This window comes from Burkholderia sp. BCC1972, from assembly GCF_905339605.1.
Lineage (GTDB): Bacteria > Pseudomonadota > Gammaproteobacteria > Burkholderiales > Burkholderiaceae > Burkholderia.
Genome location: NZ_CAJPGH010000094.1, coordinates 1 through 446 on the forward strand (window position 1 = coordinate 1; position 446 = coordinate 446).

Consider the following 446-nt stretch of genomic DNA (forward strand, 5'->3'; position numbering starts at 1 on the left):
ACTTGTATAACGGCGAAATCATCGCCTGGCACAGTGCTACCCGAGCGAGCTTCGATTTGATCAGCAGCATGCTCAAGAAGGCCTTCTCAAGGCTGACGCGCGGCGAACGTCCGTTGCTGCATTCCGATCAGGGCTGGCAGTATCAGATGCCAGCCTATCGTCGCTTGCTGGATCAGCGCGCCGTTCGCCAGAGCATGTCACGCAAAGGCAACTGCCTGGACAACGCCGCCATAGAGAGCTTCTTTGGTACCCTCAAGGCCGAGTTCTTCCACCTGAACGAGTTCGACAGCGTCGAACAATTGCAGGCCGGAATCCAGCAGTACATCCATTACTACAACCACGAACGTATCCGGCTGAAGCTAAAAGGGCTGAGTCCTGTTCAATACAGAACCCAGCCCCGGCTGGCCTAGCATTCCTGAACCGTCCAACTTCTGGGGTTCAGTTCA

General features: G+C 55.6%; 1 protein-coding gene. It reads left to right on the forward strand.

All coding sequences use genetic code 11. The features are described 5' to 3' along the window. A partial coding sequence (locus tag U5798_RS36950) for an IS3 family transposase (protein ID WP_322084891.1) occupies nt 1–410 on the forward strand: 410 nt, incomplete at its 5' end. Nucleotides 411–446 lie beyond the last annotated feature (36 nt).